General features: G+C 66.0%; 15 protein-coding genes. 3 read left to right on the forward strand and 12 right to left on the reverse strand.

The features are described 5' to 3' along the window. The 3 genes from H618_RS0104075 to H618_RS0104085 are packed head-to-tail and all read left to right on the forward strand — an operon-like array spanning window position 1 to window position 3,707. Entirely contained in the window at window positions 1–1,074 is a 1,074-nt protein-coding gene (locus tag H618_RS0104075; RefSeq protein WP_028693853.1) for a microcin C ABC transporter permease YejB, read from the forward strand. A gap of 1 nt (window position 1,075) precedes the next feature. After that, window positions 1,076–2,095: an ABC transporter permease gene (locus H618_RS0104080; protein ID WP_028693854.1), complete on the forward strand. Its 1,020-nt coding sequence runs from the start codon at window positions 1,076–1,078 to the stop codon at window positions 2,093–2,095. Between the two features lies 1 nt (window position 2,096). Beyond that, the gene (locus tag H618_RS0104085) at window positions 2,097–3,707 is read left to right on the forward strand and encodes an ABC transporter ATP-binding protein (RefSeq protein ID WP_028693855.1); all 1,611 of its coding nucleotides are present in this window, start codon (window positions 2,097–2,099) and stop codon (window positions 3,705–3,707) included. Here H618_RS0104085 and H618_RS0104090 read toward each other — a convergent pair. The 12 genes from H618_RS0104090 to H618_RS0104145 form a co-directional block, all read right to left on the reverse strand. Then, complete coding sequence (locus tag H618_RS0104090; protein ID WP_028693856.1) at window positions 3,704–4,405, reverse strand: response regulator; 702 nt, start codon at window positions 4,403–4,405, stop codon at window positions 3,704–3,706. The genes H618_RS0104085 and H618_RS0104090 overlap by 4 nt on opposite strands. Beyond that, window positions 4,402–7,101 (reverse strand): sensor histidine kinase, encoded by a 2,700-nt coding sequence (locus tag H618_RS0104095; RefSeq protein WP_050577201.1) that lies wholly within the window; start codon window positions 7,099–7,101, stop codon window positions 4,402–4,404. The genes H618_RS0104090 and H618_RS0104095 overlap by 4 nt, the downstream gene beginning before the upstream one ends. A 3-nt stretch (window positions 7,102–7,104) precedes the next feature. Beyond that, window positions 7,105–7,671, reverse strand: a complete 567-nt coding sequence (gene kdpC, locus H618_RS0104100; protein ID WP_028693858.1) for a potassium-transporting ATPase subunit KdpC — start codon at window positions 7,669–7,671, stop codon at window positions 7,105–7,107. An 11-nt stretch (window positions 7,672–7,682) separates the two neighbouring features. Then, window positions 7,683–9,737, reverse strand: coding sequence for a potassium-transporting ATPase subunit KdpB (gene kdpB / locus H618_RS0104105; protein ID WP_028693859.1), 2,055 nt, complete (start codon window positions 9,735–9,737; stop codon window positions 7,683–7,685). Next, on the reverse strand, window positions 9,734–11,443 hold the full coding sequence (gene kdpA / locus H618_RS0104110) for a potassium-transporting ATPase subunit KdpA (RefSeq protein WP_028693860.1): 1,710 nt from the start codon (window positions 11,441–11,443) through the stop codon (window positions 9,734–9,736). The genes kdpB and kdpA overlap by 4 nt, the downstream gene beginning before the upstream one ends. Window positions 11,444–11,451: 8 nt before the next feature. Next, window positions 11,452–11,541: a K(+)-transporting ATPase subunit F gene (gene kdpF / locus H618_RS21215; protein WP_033727453.1), complete on the reverse strand. Its 90-nt coding sequence runs from the start codon at window positions 11,539–11,541 to the stop codon at window positions 11,452–11,454. 169 nt (window positions 11,542–11,710) lie between these two features. After that, window positions 11,711–12,409: an urea ABC transporter ATP-binding subunit UrtE gene (urtE, locus tag H618_RS0104120; protein WP_028693861.1), complete on the reverse strand. Its 699-nt coding sequence runs from the start codon at window positions 12,407–12,409 to the stop codon at window positions 11,711–11,713. A gap of 59 nt (window positions 12,410–12,468) precedes the next feature. After that, window positions 12,469–13,320, reverse strand: a complete 852-nt coding sequence (gene urtD / locus H618_RS0104125) for an urea ABC transporter ATP-binding protein UrtD (protein WP_211232350.1) — start codon at window positions 13,318–13,320, stop codon at window positions 12,469–12,471. Next, window positions 13,317–14,396 carry an urea ABC transporter permease subunit UrtC gene (gene urtC / locus H618_RS0104130; RefSeq protein ID WP_028693863.1) on the reverse strand — a complete coding sequence of 360 codons (1,080 nt, stop codon included), beginning with the start codon at window positions 14,394–14,396 and terminating at the stop codon, window positions 13,317–13,319. The genes urtD and urtC overlap by 4 nt, the downstream gene beginning before the upstream one ends. Continuing rightward, window positions 14,396–15,895 (reverse strand): urea ABC transporter permease subunit UrtB, encoded by a 1,500-nt coding sequence (urtB, locus tag H618_RS0104135; protein WP_028693864.1) that lies wholly within the window; start codon window positions 15,893–15,895, stop codon window positions 14,396–14,398. The genes urtC and urtB overlap by 1 nt, the downstream gene beginning before the upstream one ends. A gap of 83 nt (window positions 15,896–15,978) precedes the next feature. Next, window positions 15,979–17,244, reverse strand: coding sequence for an urea ABC transporter substrate-binding protein (gene urtA / locus H618_RS0104140; protein WP_028693865.1), 1,266 nt, complete (start codon window positions 17,242–17,244; stop codon window positions 15,979–15,981). A 62-nt stretch (window positions 17,245–17,306) separates the two neighbouring features. Further along, window positions 17,307–18,029 (reverse strand): GntR family transcriptional regulator, encoded by a 723-nt coding sequence (locus H618_RS0104145; protein WP_028693866.1) that lies wholly within the window; start codon window positions 18,027–18,029, stop codon window positions 17,307–17,309. Window positions 18,030–18,076 lie beyond the last annotated feature (47 nt).

Here is an 18,076-nt window from a genome sequence, read left to right on the forward strand (position 1 = left end):
ATGCTGGCCTATACCCTGCGGCGCCTGCTGCTGATCATTCCGACTCTGCTGGGCATCCTGGTCATCAACTTCATCATCGTCCAGGCCGCGCCGGGTGGCCCGGTCGAGCAGATGATCGCCAAGCTCGAAGGCTTCGAAGGCGCCACCAGCCGCATTGCCGGCGGCGGCGCGGAAGTCTCGGTGGCCGGCTCCAACTACCGTGGCGCGCAAGGCCTGGACCCGGCGCTGATCGCCGAGATCGAGCACATGTACGGCTTCGACAAGCCAGCCCCGGAACGCCTGTGGATCATGATCAAGAACTACGCCACGCTGGATTTCGGCGACAGCTTCTTCCGCGATGCCAAAGTCATCGACCTGATCATGGAAAAGATGCCGGTGTCGATCTCGCTGGGGCTGTGGAGCACCCTGATCATGTACCTGGTGTCGATCCCGCTGGGCATCGCCAAGGCGGTGCGCCACGGCAGCCACTTCGATGTCTGGACCAGCTCGGCGATCATCGTCGGCTACGCCATTCCGGCGTTCCTGTTCGCCATTCTGCTGATCGTGCTGTTCGCAGGTGGCAGCTATTTCGACTGGTTCCCGTTGCGCGGGCTGACCTCGAACAACTTCGATGAGCTGTCGACCACGGGCAAGGTGCTGGACTACTTCTGGCACCTGGTGCTGCCGATCACCGCGCTGGTGATCGGCAACTTCGCCACCATGACCCTGCTGACCAAGAACAGCTTTCTCGACGAGATCAACAAGCAGTACGTGGTCACCGCCAAGGCCAAGGGCCTGAGCCGTTCGCGGGTGCTCTACGGCCATGTGTTCCGCAACGCCATGCTGCTGGTGATCGCCGGCTTTCCGTCGGCGTTCATCAGCATCTTCTTCACCGGCTCCTTGCTGATCGAGGTGATCTTCTCGCTCGACGGCCTGGGCCTGATGAGCTTCGAGGCGGCGATCAACCGCGACTACCCGGTAGTCTTCGGCACCCTGTTCATCTTCACCCTGCTCGGGCTGGTGGTGAAACTGATCGGCGACCTGACCTACACCCTGGTCGATCCACGCATCGACTTCGCCAGCAGGAAGCACTGACATGGCCCTTTCTCCTCTCAACCGGCGGCGCTTCGAGCGCTTCAAGGCCAATCGTCGCGGCTGGTGGTCGCTGTGGCTGTTCCTGATTCTGTTCGGCCTGAGCCTGGGCGCCGAGCTGATCGCCAACGACAAGCCGATTGCCGTGCACTACGACGACCAGTGGTACTTCCCGGCCTTCAAGCGCTACCCGGAAACCACCTTCGGCGGCGAATTCCCCCTGGAAGCCAACTACAAGAGCCCGTACATCCGCGAACTGCTGGCCAAGCACGATGCCTGGGTGCTGTGGGCGCCGGTGCCGTTCAGCTACCAGAGCATCAACTACGACCTCAAGGTTCCGGCCCCGGGGCCGCCGTCGCTGGATAACTGGCTGGGCACCGACGACCAGGGCCGTGACGTGCTGGCGCGGGTGATCTACGGCTTTCGCATTTCCGTGCTGTTCGCCCTGACCCTGACCCTGGCCAGCTCGGTGATCGGCGTCATCGCCGGCGCCTTGCAGGGCTACTACGGCGGCTGGGTCGACCTGGCCGGCCAGCGTTTTCTGGAAATCTGGTCGGGCCTTCCGGTGCTGTACCTGCTGATCATTCTCGCAAGCTTCGTGCAGCCGAATTTCTGGTGGCTGCTGGGCATCATGCTGCTGTTCTCGTGGATGAGCCTGGTGGATGTGGTGCGCGCCGAGTTCCTGCGCGGGCGCAACCTGGAATACGTGCGCGCCGCCCGCGCGCTGGGCATGGGCGATGGCTCGATCATGTACCGGCACATCCTGCCCAACGCGATGATCTCGACCATGACCTTCCTGCCGTTCATCCTCACCGGCGCCATCGGCACCCTCACCGCACTGGATTTTCTCGGCTTCGGCCTGCCCGCCGGGGCGCCTTCGCTGGGCGAACTGGTGGCCCAGGGCAAGTCCAACCTGCAAGCGCCCTGGCTGGGCATCAGCGCCTTCGCCGTGCTGGCGGTGATGCTCAGCCTGCTGGTGTTCATCGGCGAATCCGCCCGCGATGCCTTCGATCCGAGGAAATGACATGAATGAACAGACCCTGATCGAAGTCCGCGACCTGGCGGTGGAGTTCGTCACCGGCGAGCAGGTCAACCGCGTGGTCGATGGCATCAGTTTCGACATCCGCAAGGGCGAGACCCTGGCGCTGGTCGGCGAAAGTGGCTCGGGCAAGTCGGTCACGGCGCATTCGATTCTGCGCCTGCTGCCCTACCCGCTGGCGCGCCACCCCAGTGGCAGCATCCGCTACCAGGGCCAGGACCTGCTGCACCTGGGCGAAAAGCCCATGCAGCGCATCCGCGGCAATCGCATCGCGATGATCTTCCAGGAGCCGATGACCTCGCTCAATCCGCTGCACAACATCGAAAAACAGATCAACGAAATCCTCCTGCTGCACAAGGGCCTGACCGGCAAGCAGGCCACCGCGCGCACCCTCGAGCTGCTCGAACTGGTCGGCATTCCCGAACCTGCCAAGCGCCTCAAGGCCCTGCCCCACGAGTTGTCCGGTGGTCAGCGCCAGCGGGTGATGATCGCCATGGCCCTGGCCAACGAGCCGGAGCTGTTGATCGCCGACGAGCCGACCACCGCGCTCGACGTCACCGTGCAGATGAAAATTCTCGAACTGCTGAAATCGTTGCAGGCGCGCCTGGGCATGGCGCTGCTGCTGATCAGCCACGACCTTAACCTGGTGCGGCGCATCGCCCACCGGGTGTGCGTGATGCAGCAGGGGCAGATCGTCGAGCAGGCCGATTGCGCAACCCTGTTCAGCGCCCCGCAGCATCCGTACACGCAGATGCTGATCAACGCCGAGCCCAGTGGCGCGCCGGCCAGCACTGCGGTCGGCCCGGCGCTGCTGGAGGTCGATGCGCTGAAGGTGTGGTTCCCGATCAAGCAGGGCCTGCTGCGGCGCACGGTCGACCACGTCAAGGCGGTGGATGGCGTGGGCTTCAGCCTGCCCCAGGGGCAGACCCTGGGCATCGTCGGTGAGAGCGGTTCGGGCAAGTCGACCCTGGGCCTGGCGATCTTGCGATTGATCGCGAGCGAAGGCAGCATCCGCTTCGACGGCCATGCCCTCGATGGCCTCGACCAGCGCCAGGTGCGGCCGTTGCGCCGGCAAATGCAGGTGGTGTTCCAGGATCCGTTCGGCAGCCTCAGCCCGCGCATGAGCGTGGCCGATATCGTCGGCGAAGGCTTGCACATCCACCGCATCGGCACGGCCGAGGAACGCGAAGCGGCAATCATCGCGGCGTTGCAGGAAGTCGGCCTTGATCCTGCCAGCCGTCACCGTTATCCCCACGAGTTCTCCGGCGGCCAACGCCAGCGCATCGCCATCGCCCGCGCCCTGGTGCTCAAGCCGGCGCTGATTCTGCTCGACGAGCCGACCTCGGCCCTCGACCGCACGGTGCAGCGCCAGGTGGTGGAGCTGCTGCGCTCGCTGCAGCTGAAATACAACCTCACTTACCTGTTCATCAGCCACGACCTGGCGGTGGTCAAGGCGCTCAGCCATCAGTTGATGGTGATCAAGCAAGGTCAGGTGGTCGAGCAAGGCGCGGCCCACGAGATCTTCCGCGACCCGCAGCACCCCTACACGCGGCAGTTGCTGGCGGCAGCGTTCCTCGAGCCTGCCAGCGAGGCTTAATCGCTCAACAGGCGATAGCCGACACCCACCTCAGTGACGATGAAACGCGGCGCCGCCGGGTCGTCACCGAGCTTTTGCCGCAGGTGGCCGACCACGATGCGCAGGTAATGGGTGTCGTGGACATGGCTCGGGCCCCAGATATCCTTGAGCAACTGCTGCTGGGTGATGACCCGCCCCGGATGCCGCGCCAGTTGCGCCAGCAACGCGTACTCCTTGCGGGTCAACTCGACGTCACAACCGTCGAGGCTGACCTTGCGCAGGGCCAGGTCGATGCTCAGCGGGCCTAGGCGCAGCAGCGGCTCGCCGCCGCCACTTGGCGTGGTCGCGGCGGCGGCCTGACGCAGCAAGGCGCGCACCCGGGCGAGAAATTCCTGAATGCCGAAGGGCTTGGTCACGTAGTCGTTGGCGCCACCGTCGAGGGCATCGACCTTCTGCACCTCACTGGCGCGCACCGACAGCACCATCACCGGCACCGCGCTCCATTCACGCAGTTCACGCAGCACCTGCTGGCCGTCCATGTCCGGCAGGCCGAGGTCGAGCACTATCAGGTCGGGACGCGCCAGCGCTGCCTGCGCCAGGCCTTCCCGGCCGGTGGCGGCCTCGACCACCTGGTAGCCCTGCGAGCACAGGCTGATGCGCAGAAACTTGCGAATCTGCGGCTCGTCGTCGATCACCAGCAAGGTGGCAGGTAGGCTCATGGCGCCTCGGTATCAGCATCGGGTTGGGCGGGCAGCGGCAAGCATAGAGTGATGCAAGTACCTTGGCCATCGAGGCCGTCGTCGACCTCGATGCGGCCACCGTGCGCGCCGATCATGCCCTGGCAGATGGCAAGCCCCAGGCCTGTGCCCTGCCCGCCACGGTCGCCGCGCGCGGCGGTGTAGAACATGTCGAAGATCTTGCTGCGTTCGGCCAGCGGAATGCCCGGGCCCTGATCACTGACCGCCAGATGCAACTGCTCGCCCTCGACCATCACCTGAAGAACAATGCGGCCCCCGCTCGGCGAAAACCGCGCGGCGTTTTCCAGCACATTGACCAACGCCTGCTCGATCAGCGCGGCATGCACGTACAGCAGAGGCAGGTCGCCAGCCATCTGCCGTTCGACGCGCAGCGGCGCCAGCAGTGTGCGCAGCCTGTGCAAGGCACTGCCGACGATATCGGCCGGTGCTACCCAGTCGCGCGCCAGGGCCAAGCTGCCGTGACCCAGGCGGGTCATGTCGAGCAGGTTCTGAATGTAGCGATCAAGACGTTCAGCCTCATCACGGGTGCCTTCGAGCAACTCGCGGCGATCGGCGCCGCTCAGCGCCTGGTCGAGGGCAAGCAGGCTGTCGATGCTGCCGCGCATGGCCGTCAGCGGCGTGCGCAAGTCATGCGACACCGACGCCAGCAGCGCGCTGCGCAACTGCTCGGTTTCCCCTTGCAGGCGCGCGGCCTCCAGTTGCTCGGCCAGCTCGACCCGGGCCAAGGCCTGCGCCAGAGGCTGAGCCAAACCGCGCAACAGGCGCAGACGGCGGCGACTGAGCGCGGCCGAGGGCGCAACCTTCACCCCGAGCAAGGCCAGCGGCCGATCCTCGACCCGCAACGGCCACCACCAGAACGGACTGTCGGGAAGCGTGTCGGTGCCGGCGCCTGCGGCCTGGCCGTGCTGCCAGGCCCATTGCGCAGCCGCCTGGGCGCTGACCGGCAACGGCTGCGCCGGGCCACTGAGCGGGCTGAAGCCGCCATCGGCGAGGCGCTGCACCACCGTCACCGGCTGCCCGGCGGCCTGTTCCAAGTGGGTGACGGCAGCCGCCAGCACGGCCTTGCGGTCGGTGGCAAGCGCCAGGTGCTGGGACAGCTCGAGCAACTGCCGGGTCTCGTCCTGGGTGTCACGCAGCACCTGCAACTGGCGGCGCTGGCGTGCAGCCAGCTTGCCGGTCAGGGCCGCCATGAGCAGAAAGAACAGCAAGGTCAGCACGTCTTCTTCGCGGCGGATGCTCAAGGAAAAACTCGGCGCGATGAACAGGTAGTCGTAGGCGAGAAACGACAGCAACGCGCAAACCAGCGCCGGGCCCAGGCTGCTGCGCACCGCCACAAGCAATACCGCAGCGAGAAACACCAGCGAGATGTTCGGCAGTTCGAGCACGCTGGACACGGCCCAGGCCACACCGGCGGCCAGCAGTGTGGCGAGGATCGCCAGCAGGTAGTGCGCGGCGACCCAGCGCTGAGCCTCGACACGCGGTGCTGAAGGCCGCACCGGTTCGCCATCGAGCACGCTGATCTCAAGCCCCGAAGGCTCCCGCAGCAGGCGCTGCGCCACGCCGCCGGCGAACCAGCGGCGCCATCGGCGTCGCCGGCTCTGCCCCACCAGCAGCACGCTGGCGCGGCGCTCGGCAGCGTGGCCGAGCAGCGTACGCGCCACTTCGCTGGCACGCAGCACCACCACCTCGCCACCCAGCCGCTCGGCCAGTTGCTGGGCCGCTTGCAGGCGCTGCCGGCTGCCTTCATCGCGCGCTGCACCGCGCTCGACGTGCACCACGCTCCACGGCAAGTGCCGGCGCTGGGCGACCCGGCTGGCGTGGCGCACCAGCGCTTCGGCCTGATCGTCGCCATCGACCCCGACCAGCAAACGCCCCTGCAACGCCGGGGCTTGCTCGCCGCGCTGCCGATAGCCCTGGGCGACATCGGCATCGACCTGCGCCGCCGCGGCCTGCATGGCCAGCTCGCGCAGAGCGCCGAGGTTGGTCTGCGAGAAGAACGCATCGATGGCCGCCCGCGCCTGTTCGGGCACGTACACCTTGCCTTGGCGCAGGCGTTCGAGCAGCTCACGCGGCGGCAGGTCGATCAGCACCAGTTCGAAGGCTTCCTGCACCACCCAGTCGGGAACGGTTTCGCGCACCTGTACGCCGGTGATGCCGCGCACCTTGTCGTTGAGGCTTTCCAGGTGCTGGACGTTGACTGTGGTGTAGACGTCGATGCCTGCGGCCAGCAGTTCCTGCACATCCTGCCAGCGCTTGGCGTGACGACTGCCGGGCACGTTGCTGTGGGCCAGCTCGTCGACCAGAGCCAGCTGCGGCGCAGCGGCCAGCACGGCATCGAGGTCCATCTCGTCGAGCAGCACGCCGCGGTATTCACGGCGCAGCAGCGGCACGTGCGGCAGGCCCAGCGACAGCGCTTCGGTCTCGCTGCGGCCATGGCTCTGCACCACCGCCGCCAGCAGCCTCACGCCCTGGCGCTGGCGGGCGTGGGCAGCCTGAAGCATGGCGTAGGTCTTGCCGACGCCAGGGGCTGCGCCGAGAAACACCTTCAAACGGCCCCGCCCCTGAGCTGGCAGTGCCGTCAGCAGTGCATCGGCGCGCAGCGCTGCGGCGCCCGGCACGGCGGCGCGCGACGCGGCGGCGCCCGAAGAATCAGTCATCGATCATCCTTCATGGGGAGTAGACGCCAGACCGGCCAGCGCCTGGTTGAGCAGCAGCACGTTGACCACGGGCGGCCCGACCCAGGGCCGCAGCGTGGCCTGATCGAGCAGCGCTTGCAAGCGCTGCACCGGCACGCCGCGCGCCGCTGCCACGCGTGGCAATTGCCAGGCCACGGCTGCCGGTGGCAAATGCGGGTCGAGGCCACTGGCCGAGGTGGTCAACAAGGCCAATGGCACTGGCCCCTGGCCCTGGTTCGATTCCAGCGCAGCCTCACGCTTGATGCGCGCGGCCAGCTGCGGATTGCTCGCCGCCAGGTTGCTCGCGGCGCTGGGCAGGGTTGCGTAGTCGCCGGCAGACGGGCGCGAGTGGAACCACTGCGCGCCGCTGAACGGCTGGGCGATCAGTTGCGAGCCGCGCACCTGGCCCTGGGCGTCGCGCAGCAGGCTGCCGTTGGCCTGATACGGGAACGCCCATTGCCCCAGGGCGGTGACCAGCAGCGGGTAAAGGCCGCCGGTGAGCAGCGTGAGTAAAGCGAGCAGGCACAGCGCCGGACGCAGCGAAGCAAGCATGGCAGTCTCCTTCAGACCAGGTGCAAGGCGGTGAGCAGCAGGTCGATCAGTTTGATTCCAGCGAACGGCACCAGCAGCCCACCGAGCCCGTACAGCAGCAGATTGCGCCGCAGCAACTGCGCAGCGCTGGTGGCGCGCACCGACACGCCGCGCAGCGCCAGCGGAATCAGCACGACGATGATCAGCGCGTTGAACACGATGGCCGAAAGAATCGCGCTTTGCGGGCTGTGCAGTTGCATCAGGTTGAGCACGCCAAGCTGCGGGTAGATGGCGGCGAACAGTGCCGGGAGGATGGCGAAATACTTGGCCACATCGTTGGCGATGGAAAAGGTGGTCAGCGCGCCACGGGTGACCAGCAGCGCCTTGCCCACCTGCACCACATCGAGCAGCTTGGTCGGGTCGCTGTCCAGATCGACCATGTTGGCCGCCTCGCGCGCTGCCTGGGTGCCTTCGTTCATGGCCACGCCGACATCGGCCTGGGCCAGCGCCGGGGCATCGTTGGCGCCGTCGCCGCACATCGCCACCAGACGCCCTTCGCTCTGCTCCTGGCGAATGCGCGCCAGTTTTTTCTCCGGGGTTGCTTGCGCCAGCACATCATCGACCCCCGCTTCGGCGGCGATGGCCGCGGCGGTCAGCGGGTTGTCGCCGGTGATCATCACCGTGCGAATGCCCATGGCGCGCAACTGCGCGAAGCGCTCGGCAATGCCCGGCTTGACCACATCCTTGAGGTGGATCGCCCCCAGCACCCGCTGCTCGCTACAGACCAGCAGCGGCGTGCCGCCACTCTGGGCGATGCGCTGCACTTCTACGGCCAGGGCCGGCGGCAGTTGCTCGGCTGGCAGGCCGGCGTAGGCCAGCACCGCATCCACCGCGCCCTTGCGGTAGCGCCGCGGACCGAGGTCGATGCCCGACAGCCGCGTCTCGGCGCTGAAGGCAATGGCCTGGAACTGCCCAGCCGCAGGTTCGACCAGCGTATGCAAGCCACGCACGTACTCCAGCACCGATTTGCCCTCGGCGGTGTCGTCGGCAAGCGAGGCGTACAGCGCGGCTTCGGCCAGCGTCGCCGGGGCGATGCCGGGCGCGCAGTGCAGGGCCGCGCAACGGCGGTTGCCGAAGGTGATGGTGCCGGTCTTGTCCAACAGCAGGGTCTGCACATCGCCGGCCGCCTCCACCGCGCGGCCCGAGCGGGCGATGACGTTGAGCCGCACCAGGCGGTCCATGCCGGCGATGCCGATGGCCGAGAGCAGCCCGCCGATGGTGGTCGGAATCAACGTCACCAGCAACGCAGCGAGGAAGATCAACGGCAAGCCCCCGCCAGACAGACGCGCAAACGGCTGCAGCGTCACCACCACGATGAGAAACACCAGGGTCAGGCCGATCAGCAACAAATCCAGCGCGACCTCGTTGGGCGTCTTCTGCCGCCGCGCGCCCTCCACTAGGGCCACCATGCGGTCTACGGTCGACTCGCCGGGGTCGTTGCTGATGCGCACCAGCAACCGATCGGACACCAGGCGCGTATTGCCGGTGACCGCCGAGCGGTCGCCGCCCGATTCGCGGATCACCGGTGCCGATTCGCCGGTGATGGCCGCCTCGTTCACCGCGGCGATGCCTTCGAGCACCTCGCCGTCGGCGGGAATCAGCTCACCGGCCAGCACCTGCACCACATCGCCCTTGCGCAGGGTTGCGGCGGGCACTGTGCTAAAGCCCCCGTCGCGCTCAAGGCGGCGCGCGGTAAGGCCCTGGCTGCCGGCCCTGAGGCTGTCGGCACGGGCCTTGCCACGGCCTTCGGCCAGCGCCTCGGCAAAGTTGGCGAACAGCACGGTGAACCACAGCCACAGGCTGATCTGCACGGCCACGGCGGTACTCACGCCGCTGTCCGGCAGCACGCTCAGCACACTGGTCAGCAGCGCGCTGACGGCCACCACCAGCATCACCGGCGAGCGCCGCAACTGACGCGGATCGAGCTTGACGAAGGCCTGGCGCAGCGCTGGGCGCCACAGCCGGCTGAAGCGGGTGGCCTGACTGGCGTCGAGCGCAGGGCCGGTTTCAGCAATAGGCAGGTTCATGGGGCGACTCCTTGGAAACCTTGGCTGAGGTGGTCGGCGAGCGGCCCGAGGGCCAGGGTCGGCAGAAAGCTCAGGCCGCCGACCAGCAACACCGTCACCAGCAGCAGGCTGGCGAACAGCACGCCGTGGGTGGGGAAACTGTCGGCACCGCAGGCCGCGCAGCGCTTGGCCGCGAGACTTCCGGCCAGGGCCAGCACCGGCAGGATGTAGCCAAAGCGGCCGATCAGCATCGCCAGGCTCAGCAGCAGGTTGTGCAGCACGCTGTTCCCGGCAAAGCCGGCGAACGCCGAGCCGTTGTTGGCAGTGGCCGAGGTATAGGCATAAAGCAGTTGGCTGAAGCCATGCGGGCCGGGATTGCTCAGCGCCGTTTGCGCACCTGGCAGGCTCGCCGCGATGGCGCCGAGCACCAGCGCGCCGAGGGGCATCACCAGCAAGGTCGCCACCAGCAGCTTGACCTCGCGGGCCTGCAATGACTTGCCCAGGTAATGCGGGGTACGGCCGATCATCAGCCCGGCAAGAAACACCGCGATCAGCACGAACAGCAGCATGCCGTAGAGCCCGGCGCCAACGCCGCCGAAGATCACCTCGCCAACCATCATGTTGCCCAGCGTCACCAGCCCGGTCAGCGGGTTGAGGCTGTCGTGCATGGCGTTCACCGAACCGTTGGAGGCGGCAGTGGTGGTTACCGCCCACAACACCGAGCCGGTGGTGCCAAAGCGCGCTTCCTTGCCCTCCAGCGGTGCGGTCTGCTCCACCTGTGGGGCGAGCAAGGCCGGGTTGGGCTGGTATTCGGCCCACAACGCCGTGGCGCCGCCGAGCACGAACAGCGCCAGCATGCAGCCGAGAATCGCCCGGCTCTGGCGCAGATCCTTGACGTAATGGCCGAAGGTGAACACCAGCGCCGCCGGAATCAGCACGATGGCCACCAGCTCGAACAGGTTGCTCCAGGCCGTGGGGTTCTCGAACGGGTGCGCGGCGTTGACGCCCAAGAATCCGCCGCCGTTGGTGCCCAGCTGCTTGATGGCGATCTGGCTGGCCACCGGCCCGAGCGGCAGGGTTTGCCGATCACCGCTCAAGGTCAGTGCCTGCACGCTGTCGGTGAAGGTCTGCGGCACCCCTTGCCAGACCAGCAGCAACGCCAGCAGCAGGCTCAGCGGCAGCAAGCCGTAAAGGGTGGCGCGGGTCAGGTCGACCCAGAAGTTGCCCAGGGTGCTCGCCGAACGCCGGGCAATGCCGCGGCACAGCGCCACCAGCACGGCAAGGCCGGTGGCGGCACTGAGGAAATTCTGCACGGTCAGGCCGAGCATCTGGCTCAGCGCGCTCAGCGAGCTTTCGCCGCTGTAGGCCTGCCAGTTGGTATTGGTGACGAAGCTCACCGCCGTGTTCAGCGCCAGCGACCAGTCCTGGCCCGGCAACTGCCGCGGGTTGAGCGGCAGGTAGCCCTGCAGCAGCAGGATCGCCAGCAGCAGCATGAAGCCCGCCAGGTTGAAGAGCAGCAGCGCCAGGGCATAACGCTGCCAGCTCTGCTCTTGCGTGGGATCGACGCCGGCCAGGCGATAACAACCGCGCTCCAGCGGCGCCAGCAGCGGCGACAGCCAGGTGCGCTGGCCTTCCATCACTTTGTAGAAAAAGCGCCCGAGCAACGCCGCGGGCGCCAGCAACAGGACGAAAAAGGCGATCAGCAAGGCATAGTCATAGCTGTGCATGGCCGCTCCTATTCGCGACCGGTGCGCAGCAGCGCGACCAGCAGATACCCCGCCAGCGCCACTGCCAGCAGCAGCGACACACCGTCAATAATGGACATCGGTCGATTCCCCCAGGGTTAAATGCCGTAGGGGAATTTTCAGAGACAGGTGCGTAAAGGTGCGAGAGCGAAACGCCTGGCGACGCGTAAAGGACGCGTAAAAAAACGGGCTTGCGTGCGTCGGGCGCCAGGCTGTCGTCCAGTGCCGTCGCGCACAACGAACCTCACCCTAAATGGCGACCAGCCCGCGCACGCCCCCGGCCTCCATCTGCGCGCCAGCGCCCCGCTGGACGATTTCACCCCTGGACATGACCAAGTACTGGTCGGCCAGTTCGGCGGCAAAATCGTAGAACTGCTCGACCAGCAGAATGGCCATGTCGCCACGCGCCGCGAGCGACTTGATCACGCTGCAGATTTCCTTGATCACCGAAGGCTGAATGCCTTCGGTGGGTTCATCGAGAATCAACAGCCGAGGACGGCTGGCGAGCGCTCGGCCAATGGCCAACTGTTGCTGCTGCCCCCCAGACAAATCACCGCCACGCCGATGCTTCATGTGCAACAGCACCGGGAACAGTTCGTAGATGAACGCGGGAACTTGCCTGGCTTGCGGGCCTGTAAAGCAGGACAGCCCCATCAACAGGTTCTCTTCAACGCTCAGGCGGGCGAAAATCTCCCGCCCCTGGGGCACGTAGGCGATACCGGACTGCACGCGACGGTGCGGTTTGGCGTCGGTGATCGAGCGCCCTTCCCACTGCACCACCCCTTCCCTTGCCGGCAGCAGACCCATCAGCACCTTGAGCAGCGTGGTCTTGCCCACGCCATTGCGCCCCAGCAGGCAGGTGACTTCGCCGATCCTCACGTCGAACGACAGCCCGCGCAGGATGTGGCTGCCGCCGTAGTACTGGTGAAGCTTTTCTACTTGCAACATGTTCGAACGCTCCAATGACCACTGCCCAGGCACCGCCCGGTCAGGGTCGATGTGTGGTGTCAGCGGCCGAGGTAGACCTCGATCACTCGCTCATCTGCCTGCACCTGCTGCAGCGACCCCTCGGCCAGCACGCGGCCCTGATGCAGCACGGTGACGTGGTCGGCAATGCTGCCGACGAAGCCCATGTCGTGCTCCACCACCATCAGCGAATGCTTGCCGGCCAGGCGCTTGAACAGCTCGGCGGTGAATTCGGTCTCGGCGTCGGTCATGCCGGCCACTGGCTCGTCGAGCAGCAGCAGTTGTGGGTCTTGCATCAGCAGCATGCCGATTTCGAGAAATTGCTTCTGCCCGTGGGACAGCGATCCGGCAGCACGACCCCGCGCAGCTTGCAGGCCGATCGTGCCGAGTACCTCGTCGATGCGCCCGCGCTGCTCATCACTCAGTCGCGCCCCCAGGCAGGCCCACACCGATTTGTCGGTCTTGTGCGCCAGTTCAAGGTTGTCGAATACCGTCAGCGCTTCGAACACTGTGGGTTTCTGGAACTTGCGGCCGATGCCGGCCTGGGCGATCTGCACTTCACTCATGCGGGTCAGATCGAGGGTGTCGCCGAACCAGGCCTTGCCGCGGGTGGGACGGGTCTTGCCAGTGATGACGTCCATCAGCGTGGTCTTGCCCGCGCCGTTGGGGCCGATGATGCAGCGCAGTTCGCCGACGCCGATGTAGAGGTCCAGGGCGTCGATGGCCTTGAAGCCGTCGAAGCTGACGGTGATGTCTTCCAGGGTCAGCACCGTGCCGTGGCGCGCATCCAGACCCGGCGCAGCCACATGGCCAAGACCAATGGCTTCTCGGCCTTGGCCGGCATCGATGCTCGGCTCGAGCATGCAGTGAGGATGGATCGGCGCAGGTCTCATGGCTCGTCCCTTTTCTTCAACAGGCCGACCAGCCCTTTGGGCAGGTACAGCGTGACCACGATGAACAGCGCGCCGAGGAAGAACAGCCAGACTTCCGGGAACGCCACGGTGAACCAGCTCTTGAAGCCATTGACCAGGCCCGCACCCAGCAGTGGTCCGATCAGCGTGCCGCGACCGCCCAGCGCGACCCATACCGCCGCTTCGATGGAGTTGGTCGGCGACATTTCGCCGGGGTTGATGATGCCCACCTGCGGCACGTACAACGCCCCGGCCAGGCCACAGAGCACGGCGCTGAGCACCCAGATGAACAGCTTGAAGCCTCGCGGATCGTAACCGCAGAACATCAAGCGATTCTCGGCGTCGCGCAGGGCGGTCAGGACCCGACCGAACTTGCTCTGGGCCAGGCGCCAGCCGAGGTAAAGGCTGCCTGCCAGCAGCGCCACGGTGAGCAGGAACAGCACAGCGCGGGTGCCAGGTGCGGTGATGTCGAAGCCGAGCACGCTGCGAAAGTTGGTGAAGCCATTGTTGCCGCCGAAGCCGGTCTCGTTGCGGAAGAACAGCAGCATCCCGGCAAAGGTCAGCGCCTGGGTCATGATCGAGAAGTACACCCCCTTGATCCGCGAGCGGAAGGCGAAGTAGCCGAACACCAAGGCCAGCGAGCCAGGTGCCAGCACCACCAGGCACAAGGCCCAGGCGAAGTGCTGGGTGCCGGCCCAGTACCAGGGCAGCTCCTGCCACGACAGAAAGCTCATGAATGCCGGCAGGCCATCGCCTGCGGCTTCGCGCATCAGGTACATGCCCATGGCGTAGCCGCCGAGGGCGAAGAACAGCCCGTGCCCGAGCGACAGCAGGCCGGCGTAACCCCAGACCAGGTCGAGTGCCAGCGCGACGATGGCGTAGCACAGGATCTTGCCGACCAGTGTCAGGATGTACGCCGAGACCTGCAGGCTATGCCCGTCGGGCAACAGCGACAGCAGCGGCAGTGCGATCAGCGTCAGCAGCACGATGGCGCCGATGACCAGGGATAGCCGGGGGCCGGCTTTTTGCGTGGCAGTGACAAGCAGTGGCTGGTTCATCAGTCGATTACCCGTCCCTTCAGGGCGAACAGGCCTTGCGGGCGCTTCTGGATGAACAGAATGATCAGCGCAAGGATGAGGATCTTGCCGAGCACCGCACCGATCTGCGGTTCCAGCAGCTTGTTGGCCACGCCCAGGCCAAAGGCGGCCCACAGGCTGCCGGCCAGTTGCCCGACGCCGCCAAGCACCACCACCAGGAACGAGTCGATGATGTAGCTCTGGCCCAGATCAGGGCCAACGTTGCCGATCTGGCTCAGCGCCACGCCGCCGAGCCCGGCGATGCCGCAACCCAGTCCAAAGGCGAGCATGTCGACCCGCCCGGTCGGCACGCCACAGCAGGCCGCCATGTTGCGGTTCTGCGTCACCGCCCGCACGTTCAGGCCCAGCCGAGTGCGGTTGAGCAGCAGCCAGGTCAGCAGCGCCACGCAGAGGGCGAAGCCGATGATGACGATGCGACTCCACGGCAGCACCAGGTTGGGCAACACCTGGACGCCGCCTGAGAGCCAGCCCGGGTTGGCGACCTCGACGTTCTGCGCACCGAAGATCAGGCGCACGGCCTGGATCAGGATCAAGCTGATGCCCCAGGTCGCCAGCAGCGTTTCCAGGGGCCGCCCGTAGAGGTGGCGAATCACCGTACGCTCAAGCAGCATGCCGACCCCGGCACTCACCGCGAACGCCACCGGCAGGGCCAGCAGCGGATAGAACTCCAGCGCACCGGGCGCATAGCGCTGGACCAAGATCTGCACCCCATAGGTGCTGTAGGCGCCGAGCATGAGCATTTCGCCATGGGCCATGTTGATCACCCCCAGCAGGCCGAAGGTGATCGCCAGCCCCAGCGCCGCCAGCAGCAGCACCGAGCCCAGTGACAAACCGCTGAACGCCTGGCCGAGTAGTTCGCCGATCAACAGTTTGCGCTCGACCTGATCGAGGCTGGTCCTGGCTGCGGTGCGCACCCCCTCGTCGCTTTCGACCGCAGGTTCGAGCAGTGCCTGCAGGCGCGTGCGGGCCAGCGGATCGCCGCTCTCTCCCAGCAGGCGTACGGCGGCCAGGCGCACGGACGGTTCGGCTGCCACCAGTTGCAGATTGGCCAGGGCCAGGCCGAGGGCGGCGTGCACGGCCTGGTCGGTCTCGGCTGCATGGTGCCTTTCAAGCAGGCCGAGCTGGGTCGGCTGCGCGCGCCTTTGCAAGTGCTGCGCGGCTTGGAGCCGAACCTGCGCGTCGTCACTGAGCAACCGCTGGCTGGCCAGCGCGTTGTCCAGCAGACCGCGCAGGCGGTTGTTCAGGCGTAGCGTGCGCGGCTGGTCAGGGCCGAGGCGACCTTGCTGCAGCGAACCGAGCAAGCCGAGCCGCGCGGGGTCAGGCTGCGCCGCCCACTCCTGCAGCAGACGCGCACGGTCGTTGGCACTGGCACTGGCGAAATCTTGCGCATCACTGGCCTGGGCCGCGAACGGCAGCCATAGGCACAGGCAAAGCAAAAGGCGATGGAGGGCCTTGGGCATGGCGCGTAGTCCCTGTGTGGAGATGATCGATGGTGTGCGCTCAGAGCCTGGGCTGCGGCTGAGCAGCGCGCAGGCCCCGGGCATCACTGCCCTTTCACGGCATGCTGCGGGCGCTGCTCGTTACCCGGAATGAACGGGCTCCAAGGCTGCGCGCGCAACGGCGCTTCGGTCTGCCAGACCACGTCGAACTGCCCGTCATCCTGGATTTCGCCGATCATCACCGGTTTGTGCAGGTGGTGATTGGTCTTGTCCATGGTCAAGGTGAAGCCCGATGGCGCCTCGAAGCTCTGCCCAGCCAGCGCCTCACGGACCTTGTCCACATCGGTGCTGCCCGCCTTCTGCGCCGCCTGCGCCCACAGGTGCATGCCGACGTAGGTGGCTTCCATCGGGTCGTTGGTCACAGCCTTGTCGGCGCCCGGCAAACCTTTGGCCTTGGCGTAGGCTTTCCAGTCGGCGACGAACTTCTGGTTCACCGGGTTATCCAGCGACTCGAAGTAGTTCCAGGCCGCCAGGTGGCCCACCAGTGGCTTGGTGTCGATGCCACGCAGCTCTTCTTCGCCCACCGAGAATGCCATGACCGGCACTTCGGTGGCCTTCAGCCCCTGATTGGCCAGTTCCTTGTAGAACGGCACGTTGGAGTCGCCGTTGACGGTGGAAACCACCGCTGTCTTGCCCCCGGCGGAGAACTTCTTGATGTTGGCGACGATGGTCTGGTAATCAGCGTGACCGAACGGGGTGTAGACCTCTTCGATGTCCTTGTCCGCCACGCCCTTGCTGTGCAGGAAAGCGCGCAGGATCTTGTTGGTGGTGCGCGGATACACGTAGTCGGTGCCCAGCAGGAAGAAACGCCGGGCGCCGCCGCCGTCTTCGCTCATCAGGTATTCAACCGCCGGGATCGCCTGCTGGTTCGGTGCAGCACCGGTATAGAAGACATTCGGTGACATCTCTTCACCTTCGTACTGCACCGGGTAGAACAGCAGGCCGTTGAGCTCTTCGAACACCGGCAGCACCGACTTGCGCGACACCGAGGTCCAGCAGCCGAACACCACCGCGACCTTGTCCTGGGTCAGCAACTGACGGCCCTTCTCGGCGAACAGTGGCCAGTTCGATGCCGGGTCGACCACCACTGGTTCAAGCAATTTGCCGTTCACCCCGCCCTTGGCGTTGATCTGGTCGATGGTCATCAGCGCCACATCCTTGAGCGACGTTTCCGAGATCGCCATGGTGCCGGACAGCGAGTGCAGGATGCCGACCTTGATCGTCTCGGCGGCCTGGACGGTCCAGGTCAGGCCCAAGGCGGCGATCGATGCAGACAACGTGAAGGCTTTGATCAGACTGCGACGTTTCATTGAGATGCTCCATGTGTTGGTCGTTGGCGTTCTGGGCAGTGCTCGGCAGTTGAATCAAGGGTTCAGTCACCCAGCGTCTTGAGCTGTGCGCGCTGGCGGGCGACGTGCAGCATGTGCAGGGTGATCTTGCGTACTTCTTTCTTGCTGACCTCTATGTGGGCCTTGAGCAACTTCTGGGCGTGGTCTGGACGACGCTGGAGGATGGCGCCGAGGATGCGCCCGTGCTCCTCGTAGGTGGCGGCGATACGCGGCTGCTGGGTGAAGTCGAGTCGGCGAATGATGCGAATCTTCTCCGTCACCTCGAAGTGCAGGCGCGCCATTTCGGCATTGCCGGTGGCTTCAACCAGCTCACAGTGGAAACGCTCATCCAGCTCCGAGACCGTCGCTGCATCGCGCAAGCGCTCGCTGTCGGCGACCAGCCAGGTGGCTTTCAACGCCTCGAGCACCGGATGGCTGTGGGCCTGGCTCGAACACAGGCGGCCCACGGCAGCCAGTTCGAGCACGGTGCGCACGTCGTACAGCTCTTCGAAGTAGTTGAAGTCGAACGGTCTGACCTGCCAGCCACTTCTGAAATACACCTCCAGATACCCTTCACGTTCGAGGCGATACAGCGCCTGACGCACCGGGGTACGGCTGACGCCCGTGCGCTGGGCCACCTCCCCTTCGCTGAAGCGATCACCTGGCAGCAGGCGGAACTCGAAAATATCGCGCTTGAGCTGCTGGTAGATTCGTTCGACCAGGTTTTCCGGGCGCACGGGCGGCTTTTTCAACGATGAAATCTGCATGGCGGATCACTCAATGGCGAACAGGGTGTCGAGGCCTGCTCGATCGC

The organism is Pseudomonas cremoricolorata DSM 17059 = NBRC 16634 (assembly GCF_000425745.1).
Taxonomy (GTDB): domain Bacteria; phylum Pseudomonadota; class Gammaproteobacteria; order Pseudomonadales; family Pseudomonadaceae; genus Aquipseudomonas; species Aquipseudomonas cremoricolorata.